This is a genomic window from Pseudomonas sp. NPDC098747, from assembly GCF_044760045.1.
Classification (GTDB): Bacteria; Pseudomonadota; Gammaproteobacteria; order Pseudomonadales; family Pseudomonadaceae; genus Aquipseudomonas.
Map to the genome: position 1 here is coordinate 83,098 of NZ_JBIWAL010000023.1, position 12,886 is coordinate 95,983.

The following is a 12,886-nucleotide window of genomic DNA, read 5'->3' on the forward strand; positions in this document are numbered from 1 at the left end:
TCTTGGTGATACGCAGGTATTGTGTTCACCGGAGATCCCTGTGGGAGCTGGCTTGCCAGCGATGAAGGCACTGCGGTGTATCTGTTTGCCTATACTGCTCCTCCAGCAAGCACAGACTTGCCCACCAACAAAAACCGAGGTCAGCATGCACCCGCGCATTCTCAATCTGCATCAGGTCGAACTCGAACCGCTGCCCGAAGCCCTGTCTCCCGAAGGCGAAACCGCCGCGCGTTACCAACAACGCTCAGCGCGGATCGGCCAGCAACTGGGTGCGCAGAAACTCGGTTATCGGTTGTATGCGCTGCCGCCGGGCATGCGCGGTAGCCCGTTTCACAGCCATCGGGTCAATGAAGAGATGTTCTACGTGGTGGCCGGGGAGGGCGAGGTGCGTCTTGGCGCCGAGCGATTCCCGATCCGGGAAGGTGATGTGATTGCCTGTCCAGCGGGCGGCCCGGAGATGGCGCATCAGATCATCAACACCAGCGCGGGCGAATTGCGCTATCTGGCGGTGAGCACTCAGCAGCAGCCGGATATCTGTGAGTACCCGGATTCGAACAAATATGCGGTGATGGACAACTTCTCTATGGATGCAGAAGGCAATGTTTCAGGCTTTGTCGCCGTGGCGCGACAGGCGGATGGCGTGGATTACTGGGATGGGGAATGACGCAAATTTGCTGTCCGGGGCATAACCTGTGGGAGCGAGCTTGCTCGCGAAGACGGTGTGTCATCCAAAGAGGATGTGACTGACACGGCCTCTTCGCGAGCAAGCTCGCTCCCACAGTGATTTTCAGTGTTTATTCGAGACGCGCCAGACGCTCTTCCAACGCTGCAATCCGCGCCTCAAGCTCTTCGATACGCTCCACCGAAACACCGCCACCCGCGCCGCGTTCCTGAGGATTCTGCCGCGCCGCCAGGATCGCCTCGATGTCCGCCGGATCACCCAGCGCATGGGTGTAACGGTCCTCGCGCTGCCCGGCCTGACGTGGAATCAACACCGCCAGCCCGCGTGCGATCAAACGCTCCAGCTGATGCAGCACTTGTTCGGCATCTTCGAAATCATGCATGCGCCCGCTGCGGGTCAGCAGTTCGTTGATGGTTTGCGGCCCGCGCAGAAACAGCAGCCCCGTCAGAATCACCTGCGCCGGCACCAGTTCCAGCGCCTTGTCGACCTTGTGCTCCCAGCGGTCGGCACGACTGCCCATAACAAGTTTCGCGAAACCACGACCTTCCAAAGCGCGCAGGCTCTGGCCGACCTGGCCTTGGGTCAGGTTCATCACCGGTTCACGGCTGGTTTTCTGATTGCAGGCAGTGACCAGTGCGTTGAGGGTCAACGGGTAGGTTTCCGGGCTTGTGGCCTGTTTCTCGATCAATGAACCGAGGATGCGGATTTCCGTGGCGTTGAGGCGTGGTTCGTCGAAGGTGGATTCTGTTTCGGTGGTCATCGCGCGTTCCCTCAGCAGTCGAAGGCGCCTAGCCTAATCCTTGCCAAACAAAAGGCAAGCCGCGTGGTCATCAAGCATGGCTATAATCGCCCCCATGCTCCACCCAGCCACTACACGAGACTGCCATGACCATTTCCCTGTACGCCGCATCCGTCCCGGTTTTTCAACAAATGCTCAACGCTTTGAGCGATGTACTGAAAAAGGCTGAAGCCCACGCCACCGAGAAAAACATCGACCCGAACGCCTTCCTGCAAGCGCGCCTGTTCCCGGACATGTTCCCGCTGACCCGTCAGGTGCAGATTGCCGTGGACTTTGCCAAAGGCGTTTCCGCGCGTCTGGCTGAAGTCGAACTGCCGAAGTACGACGACAGCGAAACCACCTTCGCCGAGCTGCAAGCCTTGATCGCCAAGGTTCTGGCCTTCATCGGCGAGATCAAGCCTGAGCAGATCGATGGCAAGGAAGGCATCGAAATCGTCACCCGTCCGGGCACGCCGAAAGAGAAGCGCTTCAGTGGCCAGTCTTACCTGCTGACTTACGGCCTGCCGCAGTTCTTCTTCCACGTCACCACTACTTACGCCTTGCTGCGTCACAACGGTGTTGAAGTGGGTAAACGCGATTACATGGGCGCGTTCTAAATCGCCAAGAGCCCCTCACCCTAACCCTCTCCCGGGGGGAGAGGGGACTGACCGAGTCGTTCGTGCGAGCAGCATCGACCTGAAAGTCTGAGTCGAACTCCGGTCTTGAATAGCATGAAGATCAGCTCCCTTTCCCCCTCGCCCCTTGGGGGCGGTCCGACGTTTCGGGAGGGTTGGGGTGAGGGGGGAAAGATTTCAGCCACAAAAAAGCCCGCCAAGGTTCACACCTTGGCGGGCTTTTTATCGCACCGAAATTACGCGGTGCGGCGAGCTTTCTCTTCTTCACCCAGGCACGCCGCTGCGGTAAACAGCACGTCGGTGGAGGAGTTCAGCGCGGTCTCGGCGGAATCCTGCAGTACGCCAATAATGAAGCCTACCGCAACCACCTGCATGGCGATCTCGCTTGGGATGCCGAACAGGCTGCACGCCAGGGGTATCAGCAGCAGCGAACCACCGGCCACACCCGAGGCGCCGCATGCGCAGATCGCGGCGACGACACTGAGCAGGATCGCCGTCGGAATATCCACGGCAATGCCTAGCGTGTGCACAGCGGCCAGGGTCAGCACGGTGATGGTGATCGCCGCGCCCGCCATGTTGATTGTCGCGCCCAGCGGGATCGATACCGAGTACGTGTCTTCATGCAGGCCCAGACGCTTGCTCAATTCCAGGTTGACCGGAATGTTCGCCGCCGAACTGCGGGTGAAGAACGCGGTGATGCCGCTTTCGCGCAGGCATTTGAGGGTCAGCGGATACGGGTTGCGACGCAGCTTCCAGAACACGATCAGCGGGTTCATCACCAGCGCCACGAACAGCATGCAGCCCAACAGCACCGCCAGCAGGTGCGCATAACCGATCAGCGCGCCGAAACCGGACGTGGCCAGGGTCGAAGCCACCAGGCCGAAAATCCCCAAGGGGGCGAAGCGAATCACCACACGCACGATTACCGTGACGCCGTTGGACAGATCACCCAGTACTTCGCGGGTGGTGTCACCGGCATGACGAATCGCGATGCCCATGCCGATCGCCCAGGCCAGAATGCCGATGAAGTTGGCGTTCATCAGCGCGCTGACCGGGTTATCCACCACGCTCAGCAGCAGGCTTTGCAGCACTTCACCGATACCGCCCGGCGCCGTAACCGCAACGTTCTCGGTGGCCAGAACCAGATTCGACGGGAACATCATGCTCGCGACCACGGCCACCGCTGCTGCGGAGAAGGTACCGAGCAGGTAAAGGAACAGAATCGGACGGATGTGGGTTTCCTGGCCGTGCTTGTGGTTGGCGATCGACGCCATGACCAGCACGAACACCAGAATCGGCGCCACGGCTTTCAACGCTGAAACGAAAACCTTGCCGATAAACGCCGTCGACTTCGCAGCTTCCGGTGCGAACATCGCCAGGGCGATACCGGCAATCAGGCCAATCACGATTTGCGTGACCAGGCTCAGGTTTTTCAAGCGTTGCAATAGAGAAGGGGATGAAGCGGTCATGACGGCATCTCTGTTTTTTTATTGGGTGCAAGGTTGCGTGAGGCGGTGGCAAAACCAGGGCAGACCACCACCACGCAGCGAAAGTGTTGACTCAAATTCAACGTCCTTAAACAGGCCGCTGAACAGATGTACGTTTTTCAGGGCGCGGACTTTATCACAGCGTAGGCCTTATCCTTCAGGCATGTGACGATCTGCCACTCGATCTGTCAGCAAGATAGACAGGTTTGTGCAAGTCAGCCCGGACACACTCTGTTAATATTCCGCATCCTCATTTTCAAGTTCTGCCAGCGGGCCTTCCGGTCATCGCTGGTGTCGTCGTTTCGTTGGAGTTTCCCATGCTGTTGCCCATCCTTCTGTTGTCCGCCGCCGGATTTACGGTGCTGACCACGGAATTCGTTATCGTCGGCCTGCTGCCGGCGATTGCCCGAGACCTTGAGGTCACCATCCCGCAGGCCGGCCTGCTGGTGACTCTATTCGCTTTCACCGTCGCGTTGTTCGGCCCATTCCTGACCGCGTATTTCGCCCGCTTCGAGCGGCGCAAGCTGTTTATCTGCATCCTGATCATGTTCGGTCTGGCCAATACCGTGGCCGCATTGGCGCCGAACATCTGGGTGATGGCGATTGCCCGGTTGATCCCCGCGCTGGGACTGCCGGTGTTTTGGGCGCTGGCCAGTGAAACGGCAGTGGACATCGTCGGCCCTGACTTTGCCGGTCGAGCCATCGCCAAGATCGGTTTCGGCATTGTCTGTGCCACGGTATTCGGCATTCCGGTCGGTACGCTGATTTCCGATGCGTTCGGCTGGCGCAGCGCGTTTGGCATTTTGGCGGTGATCGCTTTCGCCAAGGCATTGCTGCTGTTTGTGTACCTGCCGAAAACCGATCTGCACCAGCATCAGGTCAGCTTCAGCTCGCAGTTCAAGATCCTGCGCAGCCCGCTGATGATCGGCCACATCGTGCTGTCGATTCTGGTGTTCAGCGGGATGTTCACCGTTTACACCTATCTGGCCGACATTCTTGAGCGTCTCGCCGGTTTCAACGGCACCGTGGTCGGCTGGTGCCTGATGGGCTTCGGTGCGGTCGGCTTGATCGGTAACTCATTGGGTGGTCGCGCAGTGGACCGCCATCCGCTGGGGGCGTCGGTGTTGTTCTGTGCGTTCATGATTGCCGGCATGGTGTCGCTGGTGCCGAATATTCATTCTCCACTGGGTTTGGCGGTGGCGATGGGGATCTGGGGCGTGACTCAGGCGGCGTTGTTCCTGGTCAGCCATGTGCGCCTGATGAAAGCCGCGCCAGAAGCGCCGGCCTTCGCAGCATCGCTGAACATCGCCGGGGCCAATCTGGGGATCGGTCTGGGCGCGATGGTGGGCGGCCGGGTCATCGACAGCGCGGGTCTGGGCTTTCTCGGGTTTGCCGCCGCAGGGTTCATTCTGCTGTCGGTGTTCCTCGCCATGGTGCTGATGACGCTCAAGCCGCGCGAAATCTGCGCCGAAGCGTCATAGCGCGGTAAACAGTTCGCGTCGGGCACCTTCGGTAATCGCAACGATGCCGGGGTGCTTGACCTTGCGTTCCACGGAGATGGCATAGAACGACTCGGTCACCGCGTCGGTCTGGCCGATCAACTGGACGCCGTACTGGCGCTTCACTTCCTCGGCAATCACGCTGGGGCCGATAAAAATCCCGCTGCCGGATTGGCCGAATGCCTGCATCAAGGCACTGTCATCGAACTCGCCGACGATTTGCGGCTGGATCTGCTGCTCGGCAAACCAGCGCTGCAAACGACTGCGCACCACGGTTTCCGGTCCCGGAATCAACAGCGGTGCACCGTGCAGGCTGCGCGGAAAGTCCTGACCGTAACGCGCAGCCAGCTCGGCGGTAGCGAAGAAACTGATTCCGCATTCGCCGAGTTTCTGGCTGTAGCCCTTGATGTCGAGGTGCGACGGCATCGGGCTGTCGGAAATCACCAGGTCCAGGCGCTGGATCGCCAGATCCGCCAGCAACCGTTCGAGTTTGTCTTCGCGGCAGGTAATGCGCAGCGGTTCGCTCAGCTCCATGGTCGGCGCGATCAGGCGGTAAACGATGGACTTGGGCACTACATCGGCGACGCCAACGCGGAACAGGATCTGCTGTTCATTGGGCTGGGCGCGCAGCATCAGTTCCAGTTCGCCGCCCAGTTGAAACATCTGCTCGGCGTAGGGCAGGGCCTGACGCCCGGCCTCGGTGAGTTCCAGTTGCCGGCCAACCCGCCTGAACAACTCGATGCCATAGGTTTGCTCTAGTAGGGAAATCTGCCCGCTGATGGTTTGTGGCGTCAGGTTCAGCTGCTCGCAGGCACGCACGATGCTGCCGGTCTTGGCGACCACCCAGAAATAATGCAGTTGTCGGTAATTCAGCATCGGCTAGCTTCCCCTGTATTAATGTTTGGGTTCGTAAAAACCGAAGTATAGCCGCTAAAAATACGAATTTTCCTGAAGTGTTTACCTCCCTAGAATGCCCAGCCATCGACGGTCGGTCTGTGACCTGTCTGTTTATTTGAAGGAAGCCTCATGAAATACACTTTCCCTGTGTTGATGTTTACGTCTTTACTGGTTCTGACCGGTTGCGATCAAGCCGAGAAAAGCGCCCAGCAGTTGATGGGCAAGGCGGCCGAAAGCGCCAAGCAAGCCATCGACGACACCCATAAAGCCGCCGAGCAAGCATTAAGCGACGCCACTGGCGGGCTGATCGAGAAAAAAGAACCATCGGAAAAAGACTCGGAACAATCCGAATCTTCCTCCAAGACCATCTAAACCGTCTTACACAGAGTCAGGACTGACCCATGGAATATCTGTTAGAACTCGCCGCCAGCCCCACCGCCTGGGTTGCTTTGGCCACACTGGTCGTGATGGAAATCGTGCTCGGCATCGATAACCTGATCTTTATTTCGATCCTGACCAACAAGCTGCCCGAGCAGCATCGCCAGAAAGCTCGCCGCATCGGTATCGGTATGGCGTTGATCCTGCGTCTGGCGCTGTTGAGCACCATCGCGTTCATCGTGCAGCTGACCGAACCTGTGATTGAAATCCTCGGCCAGGCTTTCTCCTGGAAGGACATGATCCTGATTGCCGGTGGTCTGTTCCTGGTGTGGAAAGCCACGACCGAGATCCATCACAGCATGGACCCGGCGCCGGAAGATCCGAAGTCGGCTACCTCGACCGTCACCTTGGGTTTTGCTGCCGCTATCGGCCAGATCCTGGTGCTCGACATGGTGTTCTCGATCGACAGCATCATTACCGCGGTCGGCATGACCGAACACTTGCCGATCATGATTATCGCGGTCGTGGCTTCGGTGCTGGTGATGTTGCTGGCAGCTGATCCGCTGGCCAAGTTCATCAACGACAACCCGACGGTGGTGATGTTGGCCCTGGGCTTCCTGATCATGATCGGCATGACGCTGATCGCCGAAGGCTTCGGCGCCCACGTACCGAAAGGTTATGTGTATGCGGCCATGGCATTCTCGGCCGGGATTGAAGTGCTGAACATGTTGTCGCGTCGTGCCAAGCAGAGAAAGCTGGCTGAAGCTGCGTAACGGCTGAGCGTTAGAAAACCGCCTGAACTCTTGGAGTTCAGGCGGTTTTTTTTCGACTAGATATTTGTGGTGTTTTTTAGAACTCGCCCCTCACCCCAGCCCTCTCCCGAGGGAGAGGGAGCCGATTTTCGGGTCATTCAATCCTGAGTTCGGCTTGGACTTGCAGGTCGGTGAACCTCGAAAGAACAACCCGGTCAGTTCCCTCTCCCTCCGGGCGGTCCGACGTTTCGGGAGGGCTAGGGTGAGGGGCTTTTAGCTTTCAATGCGCTGTCGCATGGCGTACGCGATGCTTTTCAACCTTCTCTATCGGCGTGGTCTGAACCGGATGATGATGGCGCCGCGCAATTCGCAGCACGCCCCAAAGCATGGCAGTGGCAACAGCCAGCCAGCCGGCAATCAGCATTACGATGGTCATGGTCAGGCTCATCAGTGCCTCCTCTTTGCCCTGCATCGGGCGCCCACTTTTTCAATTCGCTCTGTCTCAGTGACAGTCTAGTCACTGGGGTGTTTCAGGCTATTGACCAAAGGTCGGTGGTGACCAATCAGTTCGCTCTATGCAATCGATAAGTCTGCGGTTTAAGGCTATACCGCAGCCTTGCGGCGTCCTATGATCCTTGACCTTGCCGGAACACGATGGCCGGCGTCTGAACAGAGAGTGACAAAGGTGCAGGTATTTTCTCGAATTCGAGCGGCGCTGTTGGTGGCCGGATGCGCGGCCGTGATGGTCGGGTGTGCGAGCAGTGTCGCGCCGCAGGTCAAGCGACTGCCGGAGCGGGTCGAGCTTAGCGGCACGTTCTATCGGGGCGAAGCCAATCAAAGCGGCCCGCAGGTATTGGCCAGTTTGTTGTCGCAGCAAGGCATCGTGATCACGCCGGGATTGCTGGAAAAACCGCTGCGCCTGCCGGGTGCCGAGGACAAGTTGCAACAGAACATCCAGAACCTGGCCCGCGAATACGGCATGGTTGTGTATCCCCTGGACAAAAACTTGCCGGCCTTGTTGACCCAGGTCGCCGCAGGTTTTCCGGTGATGGTGCGGTTCAGCGAGGGTTCGGCATTCTGGGCTGAGCCGCGTTACGCGATCCTTTCCGGCTATGACCGTAATAAACAGAAGGTGCTGCTGCGCGCGGGCATGAACCGTCGTGAGTTGATGAGCTTCAGCGCCTTTGAATCGGCCTTCGAGAAGTCCGGCGGCTGGGCCATCTTGATCCAGAAGCCAGCGCAGCTTCCCGCAGACGTTGATCGTCAGCGCTGGCTCAAGGCTGCCGACGAGTTGTCCCAGGCCGGTCAAGAACCGGAAGCAGCGCAAGCGCGTAAGGCACTGGCCGCGCACTGAGTCCCCGTTCGTCATCTGCCGGGCACGACTGCGCCCGGCAGGCCTCTCAAGGTGACAACCCGTTGTTTGCGGGTGAATAAGGAGGCGACATGACAAATTCCCCATCCCCGCAGGGCCCGCATTCTTCTGAGCATTCCTCAGGCGATGATCTGGGGTTCGATCCAGACTCGCCAGATGTCGCCGATCCGCAAGTTGATCCCGTGGGTCCCGCCAAAGCTCCACTGGATGTAGAGCCCGGTGAAGAAGAAACAAAGCCGGCCAAACCCTACGATCCTTTAGCCAATCTGAAACCTTGATGTGAGGTGCGTATGAGTACCGATTCAAGCTTCGATGACCAAAAGCCCGACAGCGTGCCGACGACGCCTGAAAAGGACGTTGATCCTGTGCTGGATCCGGACAGTCCATTGCGTGATCCATTGGCCCGGCCCTTGGTAGCGCCTGGGCTGTCACCGGATCCAAGCAGGGGCGATGGCATTCCTGACGATGACAAGATGCCGTTGCCTAACGACTGACGCGCATAAAAAAGCCCCGAAGATTCGGGGCTTTTTGTTTTGATACGGCTTACTTGGAGGCTTCGACCACGCCAGTTTGGCGGCTCTTGAGGTTTTTATCGGCCTTGTATTGTTGGGCCACCGCGGGAACGTTGGCGCTCTTGCCCGTTTCAACCCAACTGCGGATGCGACTGGCGTCGGCAAAATGCGTGTATTTGCCGAACGCATCAAGAATCACCAACGCCACCTGGCGATTGCCCATGCTTGTCACCAGTACCAGGCAATGCCCGGCCTGATTGGTGAAGCCGGTTTTGGTGATCTTGATGTTCCAGTTGTCTTTGTTCACCAAGTGGTCGGTGTTACGAAAACCCAGGGTGTAGTTGGGTTTGCGGAACGCCACGGTTTTTTCCTTGGTGGTGGTCAACTGAACAAGCAGCGGTTGCTTGTGCGCCGCGACCAGCAGTTTGCTCAAGTCGCGCGCGGTAGACACGTTGCGTGGTGACAGACCGGTGGGCTCGACAAAGTGAGTGCTGGTCATGCCCAGCGCTTTCGCCTTGGCATTCATCGCCGCGATAAACGCTACGTAGCCGCCCGGATAGTGATGCGCCAAGCTTGCGGCCGCACGGTTTTCCGACGACATCAGGGCAATCAGCAGCATTTCGCGGCGCGGCAGTTCACTCTTCAGTTTGACTCGGGAGAACACGCCTCTCATTTCCGGCGTGCTGCTGATATCGACATTGATCCATTCGTCCATGTTCTGTCGGGCTTCAACCACTACCAGTCCAGTCATCAGCTTGCTGACGGAAGCGATCGGAACGATCACGTCAGGGTTGCTGGAGTAGATGACTTTGTTGGTCTGCATATCCATGAGCAGGGCGCTGCCAGAAGCGATCTTCAGTGTCGAAGCGTCACGCGGGGCAGCGGTGGTTTCCGCAGCGTTGATCGTTGGCGTGATGAATGTGCCTGTAAATGCAAAAAACAGGCTCAGGATCGAAAGACGAATTTTCACGCGGGCGAACTCATAAAGGTTGGATATTCCGTTGGTTTGTAACGGGTTATTTCTTCAAAGCGTCGCATTCTAGGAGTATGGCTGAAGATCTGTCGATGGTTGTTTGAATGACCTGAAAATCTCGTGAAAAGACCTGAAAAAAGAGGGGTTTCCGGCGAACGGTTAGTGGTTTTTCTCAGGCATGAAAAACCCCGCACGAGGCGGGGTTCTGATGCTGCGAAAAAACCGACTCAAGCGTGCAGGGTTTCAGCCGCGTAGAGGGTGTTTTCCAGCAAGCAGGCACGAGTCATCGGGCCGACACCGCCAGGCACTGGCGTGATCCAGCCGGCGCGGGGCAGGGCGGTTTCGTAGACGACGTCACCGACCAGTTTGCCGTCTTCCTGACGGTTGATGCCGACGTCGATCACGATTGCACCTTCCTTGATCCACTCGCCCTTGACCAGGCCCGGCTTGCCGGCGGCCACCACCACAAGATCGGCACGACCAACGTGGCCGGCCAGATCTTTGGTGAAGCGGTGCGTCACGGTCACGGTGCAACCGGCCAACAGCAGTTCCATCGCCATCGGGCGACCAACAATGTTGGAGGCACCGACAACCACCGCGTCCATGCCATAAAGGTCAGCACCGGTGCTTTCCAGCAAGGTAATGATGCCTTTTGGCGTGCATGGACGTAGCAGGGGAATGCGCTGGGCCAGGCGGCCGACGTTATAAGGATGGAAACCGTCGACGTCTTTATCCGGGCGGATGCGCTCCAGCAGTTTGGAGGCATCCAGGTGCTCGGGCAGCGGCAGCTGAAGCAGAATGCCGTCGATTGCCGGATCGTCATTAAGACGGTCGACCAGATCGGTCAGCGCCTGCTGAGTGGTGTCAGCGGGCAGGTCGTAGGCTTGCGAGAGGAAGCCAACCTCTTCACAGTCTTTACGCTTGTGCGAGACATAAACCTGAGAGGCAGGATCGCTGCCGACCAGGATCACCGCAAGGCCGGGAGTGCGCAGGCCTTGCTGGCGACGCTCGGCAACTCGTTTGGCGATCTGCTGGCGCAGGCTGGCGGCGATCGATTTGCCGTCGATTAGTTGTGCAGTCATTGCGCGTGATTAACCATCGAGAGGGGAAAAAATGAGAACGCATTCTCGCATGTCGAGCGGTTAGGGCAAAGGCGCTTGGTCAGCAAATTCCCCTAACTCCTTTAATTAAATGAATTTTTTTCAAAAAGGATTTGACGACCTTTGGAGCGCTCTATACTATTCGTCGCACTTGTCGGGCACAGCCTAGCACTGGTTAAGAAGGTAATGCGGAATCAAGGTTTCGCGGCACTGGAAAGCACTTAGTTTGTAGTCCTTTAAGAATACAGATTAATAAGGCGCCCGTAGCTCAGCTGGATAGAGCATCCGCCTTCTAAGCGGATGGTCGCAGGTTCGAGTCCTGCCGGGTGCGCCATTAGGCAGCTTTGGCACAAGTAACGCGATATGGTGGGCGTAGCTCAGTTGGTAGAGCACGGGATTGTGACTCCCGTTGTCGTGGGTTCGATCCCCATCGTCCACCCCATATTTCGAAAAGCGCCAGATTTAACGGTCTGGCGTTTTTGTTTTAAAAGCTTCATCCGCGGATGTGGTGGAATTGGTAGACACACTGGATTTAGGTTCCAGCGCCGCGAGGCGTAAGAGTTCGAGTCTCTTCATCCGCACCAATTAAAGCTTCATGCATGCCTTTGGGCTGATGGGGTTCAACAAAGAAGTTGTTTGGCTTTTTTGTTACGCAATATGGTGGGCGTAGCTCAGTTGGTAGAGCACGGGATTGTGACTCCCGTTGTCGTGGGTTCGATCCCCATCGTCCACCCCATATTTCGAAAGGCGCCAGATTTAACAGTCTGGCGCCTTTTTTGTTTTAGCGATTTGAAAAGTCGGCGATTGCCGGTTTCGAATCGCAAGGGCAGGGCGCTTCGTCGAATTTATGTTGCTCGATGATGCCGTGCTGCTCGTCGAGCTTGCTTGCAAGGTCGGCCGTCAGGGAATGATTGGCCGTCTCTTCTATATATAGAAGAGACGGCGCAGAGCCTTGGCGTGATTGGTTGTATTCGCCTCGGGGGCGCGACGCATCCGTGCATCGGCTCCTATAAATTGCCTGCTGTTTTTTTACCCGTTTTCAGTAGGGTGACTTCTTGAGTTTGACCCACTAGAATGCATGCCCTTGATTCTGGGGTCGGAAACGGCCGGCTAACGTCTGTGCAACGAGGAATATCCATGCAAGTTTCTGTTGAAAATACTACTGCTCTTGAGCGCCGCATGAGCGTCACCGTGCCGGCTGAGCGTATTGAGAGCCAGGTCAACAAGCGTCTGCAGCAGACTGCCCAAAAGGCCAAGATTGCTGGCTTCCGTCCAGGCAAAGTGCCAATGAGCGAAATCAAGCGCCGTTTCGGTGCTGATGCTCGTCAGGAAGCTGTTGGTGATGTCATCCAGTCCTCCTTCTACGAAGCTGTGGTTGAGCAGAAGCTGAACCCTGCCGGTTCGCCTGCGATCGAGCCAAAGTCGCTGGAAGCTGGCAAGGATCTGGAATACGTTGCCGTATTCGAAGTGTTCCCTGAGTTCACCGTTGCCGGTTTCGAAGGCATCACCGTTGAGCGCCTGAGCGCTGACGTGGCTGACGCTGACCTGGACAAAATGCTCGACATCCTGCGCAAGCAGAACACCCGTTTTGAAGTGGCCGATCGCGCTGCCCAGAACGAAGACCAACTGAACATCGATTTCGTTGGCAAGGTCGACGGTGAAGTGTTCGCTGGCGGTTCCGCCAAGGGCACTCAGCTGGTACTGGGTTCCGGCCGCATGATCCCGGGCTTCGAAGAAGGCCTGGTTGGCGCTAAAGCCGGCGAAGAGCGCGTTCTGAACCTGACCTTCCCAGAGGACTATCAGAACCTGGACCTGGCTGTC

General features: G+C 57.7%; 15 protein-coding genes and 4 tRNA genes. 13 read left to right on the forward strand and 6 right to left on the reverse strand.

The window, feature by feature from the left end; translation table 11 throughout:
• The first annotated feature begins 145 nt into the window (after positions 1 to 145).
• The gene (locus ACIQVE_RS16035) at positions 146 to 664 is read left to right on the forward strand and encodes a cupin domain-containing protein (protein WP_402810026.1); all 519 of its coding nucleotides are present in this window, start codon (positions 146 to 148) and stop codon (positions 662 to 664) included.
• Positions 665 to 794: 130 nt separating this feature from the next.
• On the opposite strand, the gene ACIQVE_RS16040 is transcribed toward ACIQVE_RS16035, so the two are convergent.
• Positions 795 to 1,442, reverse strand: a complete 648-nt coding sequence (locus ACIQVE_RS16040) for a YceH family protein (RefSeq protein ID WP_402810029.1) — start codon at positions 1,440 to 1,442, stop codon at positions 795 to 797.
• A gap of 125 nt (positions 1,443 to 1,567) precedes the next feature.
• Between ACIQVE_RS16040 and ACIQVE_RS16045 the strand changes: the two genes are divergently transcribed.
• Positions 1,568 to 2,077 (forward strand): DUF1993 family protein, encoded by a 510-nt coding sequence (locus ACIQVE_RS16045; RefSeq protein ID WP_402810032.1) that lies wholly within the window; start codon positions 1,568 to 1,570, stop codon positions 2,075 to 2,077.
• A gap of 254 nt (positions 2,078 to 2,331) precedes the next feature.
• On the opposite strand, the gene sstT is transcribed toward ACIQVE_RS16045, so the two are convergent.
• Complete coding sequence (gene sstT / locus ACIQVE_RS16050; RefSeq protein WP_402810035.1) at positions 2,332 to 3,564, reverse strand: serine/threonine transporter SstT; 1,233 nt, start codon at positions 3,562 to 3,564, stop codon at positions 2,332 to 2,334.
• A gap of 335 nt (positions 3,565 to 3,899) precedes the next feature.
• On the opposite strand from sstT, the gene ACIQVE_RS16055 reads away from it, so the two are divergent.
• A complete protein-coding gene (locus tag ACIQVE_RS16055) occupies positions 3,900 to 5,063 on the forward strand; it encodes an MFS transporter (RefSeq protein WP_402810037.1) in 1,164 nt (387 codons plus the stop codon).
• Here the strand turns inward: ACIQVE_RS16055 and nhaR are convergent.
• Positions 5,058 to 5,957, reverse strand: coding sequence for a transcriptional activator NhaR (nhaR, locus tag ACIQVE_RS16060; RefSeq protein WP_402810039.1), 900 nt, complete (start codon positions 5,955 to 5,957; stop codon positions 5,058 to 5,060). The genes ACIQVE_RS16055 and nhaR overlap by 6 nt on opposite strands.
• Before the next feature lie 150 nt (positions 5,958 to 6,107).
• Between nhaR and ACIQVE_RS16065 the strand changes: the two genes are divergently transcribed.
• Entirely contained in the window at positions 6,108 to 6,350 is a 243-nt protein-coding gene (locus tag ACIQVE_RS16065; protein WP_402810040.1) for a hypothetical protein, read from the forward strand.
• A gap of 29 nt (positions 6,351 to 6,379) precedes the next feature.
• Positions 6,380 to 7,129 (forward strand): TerC family protein, encoded by a 750-nt coding sequence (locus tag ACIQVE_RS16070; protein WP_402810042.1) that lies wholly within the window; start codon positions 6,380 to 6,382, stop codon positions 7,127 to 7,129.
• Between the two features lie 259 nt (positions 7,130 to 7,388).
• Here the strand turns inward: ACIQVE_RS16070 and ACIQVE_RS16075 are convergent, their stop codons facing one another.
• On the reverse strand, positions 7,389 to 7,556 hold the full coding sequence (locus ACIQVE_RS16075) for a hypothetical protein (RefSeq protein ID WP_402810045.1): 168 nt from the start codon (positions 7,554 to 7,556) through the stop codon (positions 7,389 to 7,391).
• Between the two features lie 180 nt (positions 7,557 to 7,736).
• On the opposite strand from ACIQVE_RS16075, the gene ACIQVE_RS16080 reads away from it, so the two are divergent.
• From ACIQVE_RS16080 to ACIQVE_RS16090, 3 genes are all read left to right on the forward strand, one after another.
• Positions 7,737 to 8,462: a peptidase C39 family protein gene (locus ACIQVE_RS16080; RefSeq protein WP_402810047.1), complete on the forward strand. Its 726-nt coding sequence runs from the start codon at positions 7,737 to 7,739 to the stop codon at positions 8,460 to 8,462.
• Positions 8,463 to 8,551: 89 nt separating this feature from the next.
• Positions 8,552 to 8,758, forward strand: coding sequence for a DUF6021 family protein (locus ACIQVE_RS16085; protein ID WP_402810049.1), 207 nt, complete (start codon positions 8,552 to 8,554; stop codon positions 8,756 to 8,758).
• A gap of 12 nt (positions 8,759 to 8,770) precedes the next feature.
• Complete coding sequence (locus ACIQVE_RS16090; RefSeq protein ID WP_402810052.1) at positions 8,771 to 8,974, forward strand: hypothetical protein; 204 nt, start codon at positions 8,771 to 8,773, stop codon at positions 8,972 to 8,974.
• A 49-nt stretch (positions 8,975 to 9,023) separates the two neighbouring features.
• On the opposite strand, the gene pbpG is transcribed toward ACIQVE_RS16090, so the two are convergent.
• Both pbpG and folD read right to left on the reverse strand, forming a co-directional pair.
• Positions 9,024 to 9,962 carry a D-alanyl-D-alanine endopeptidase gene (pbpG, locus tag ACIQVE_RS16095; RefSeq protein ID WP_402810055.1) on the reverse strand — a complete coding sequence of 313 codons (939 nt, stop codon included), beginning with the start codon at positions 9,960 to 9,962 and terminating at the stop codon, positions 9,024 to 9,026.
• Positions 9,963 to 10,192: 230 nt separating this feature from the next.
• Positions 10,193 to 11,047 carry a bifunctional methylenetetrahydrofolate dehydrogenase/methenyltetrahydrofolate cyclohydrolase FolD gene (gene folD / locus ACIQVE_RS16100; RefSeq protein ID WP_402810058.1) on the reverse strand — a complete coding sequence of 285 codons (855 nt, stop codon included), beginning with the start codon at positions 11,045 to 11,047 and terminating at the stop codon, positions 10,193 to 10,195.
• Positions 11,048 to 11,322: 275 nt separating this feature from the next.
• On the opposite strand from folD, the gene ACIQVE_RS16105 reads away from it, so the two are divergent.
• The 5 genes from ACIQVE_RS16105 to tig form a co-directional block, all read left to right on the forward strand.
• Positions 11,323 to 11,399, forward strand: a tRNA-Arg gene (locus ACIQVE_RS16105).
• Positions 11,400 to 11,431: 32 nt separating this feature from the next.
• Positions 11,432 to 11,507, forward strand: a tRNA-His gene (locus ACIQVE_RS16110).
• 57 nt (positions 11,508 to 11,564) lie between these two features.
• Positions 11,565 to 11,649 (forward strand) — tRNA-Leu (locus ACIQVE_RS16115).
• Positions 11,650 to 11,725: 76 nt separating this feature from the next.
• A tRNA-His gene (locus tag ACIQVE_RS16120) sits at positions 11,726 to 11,801 on the forward strand.
• A gap of 401 nt (positions 11,802 to 12,202) precedes the next feature.
• Positions 12,203 to 12,886: trigger factor (gene tig, locus ACIQVE_RS16125; protein WP_402810060.1), on the forward strand; the 684-nt coding region annotated here is incomplete at its 3' end.

Bases quoted from the DNA above. Each gene is read 5' to 3' on its own strand.
- ACIQVE_RS16075 (WP_402810045.1), bottom strand. From the start codon at position 7,556: ATGAGCCTGACCATGACCATCGTAATGCTGATTGCCGGCTGGCTGGCT.
- ACIQVE_RS16080 (WP_402810047.1), top strand. From the start codon at position 7,737: ATGATCCTTGACCTTGCCGGAACACGATGGCCGGCGTCTGAACAGAGA.
- nhaR (WP_402810039.1), bottom strand. From the start codon at position 5,957: ATGCTGAATTACCGACAACTGCATTATTTCTGGGTGGTCGCCAAGACC.
- ACIQVE_RS16085 (WP_402810049.1), top strand. From the start codon at position 8,552: ATGACAAATTCCCCATCCCCGCAGGGCCCGCATTCTTCTGAGCATTCC.
- ACIQVE_RS16040 (WP_402810029.1), bottom strand. From the start codon at position 1,442: ATGACCACCGAAACAGAATCCACCTTCGACGAACCACGCCTCAACGCC.
- ACIQVE_RS16035 (WP_402810026.1), top strand. From the start codon at position 146: ATGCACCCGCGCATTCTCAATCTGCATCAGGTCGAACTCGAACCGCTG.
- ACIQVE_RS16065 (WP_402810040.1), top strand. From the start codon at position 6,108: ATGAAATACACTTTCCCTGTGTTGATGTTTACGTCTTTACTGGTTCTG.
- ACIQVE_RS16045 (WP_402810032.1), top strand. From the start codon at position 1,568: ATGACCATTTCCCTGTACGCCGCATCCGTCCCGGTTTTTCAACAAATG.
- folD (WP_402810058.1), bottom strand. From the start codon at position 11,047: ATGACTGCACAACTAATCGACGGCAAATCGATCGCCGCCAGCCTGCGC.
- ACIQVE_RS16055 (WP_402810037.1), top strand. From the start codon at position 3,900: ATGCTGTTGCCCATCCTTCTGTTGTCCGCCGCCGGATTTACGGTGCTG.
- sstT (WP_402810035.1), bottom strand. From the start codon at position 3,564: ATGACCGCTTCATCCCCTTCTCTATTGCAACGCTTGAAAAACCTGAGC.
- ACIQVE_RS16090 (WP_402810052.1), top strand. From the start codon at position 8,771: ATGAGTACCGATTCAAGCTTCGATGACCAAAAGCCCGACAGCGTGCCG.
- ACIQVE_RS16070 (WP_402810042.1), top strand. From the start codon at position 6,380: ATGGAATATCTGTTAGAACTCGCCGCCAGCCCCACCGCCTGGGTTGCT.